The organism is Bradyrhizobium sp. Leo170 (assembly GCF_004296405.1).
Taxonomy (GTDB): Bacteria; Pseudomonadota; Alphaproteobacteria; order Rhizobiales; family Xanthobacteraceae; genus Bradyrhizobium.
Map to the genome: position 1 here is coordinate 1 of NZ_PSRR01000965.1, position 239 is coordinate 239.

The following is a 239-nucleotide window of genomic DNA, read 5'->3' on the forward strand; positions in this document are numbered from 1 at the left end:
TGGAGCGAGCCGAAACGCGTCACGCGATCATCCGTTCAGTTGCCGTCGGCATGCTGGGGCTTGCAGGCCTGCTGATCAACGGCGCCGTCATCCTGGGATATTCCGACACCAACAGCGCGGTTGCCTGCGCGCTCGGCATCTCATTGTTTCTGCTCATCCTGGCCATCCGCAGGCTGGACCTGTCGGTCCTGGCCGCCACCGCGATTTGCGTGGTCGCGGCCGTTGGCGCGGCCCTCGTG

Annotated in this window: 1 pseudogene; it reads left to right on the forward strand. The window is 65.7% G+C overall.

From position 1 onward, the window contains the following. Positions 1-50: 50 nt before the first annotated feature. Positions 51-239 (forward strand): annotated as a pseudogene (locus CWO89_RS45520) (hypothetical protein); the annotation flags it as partial.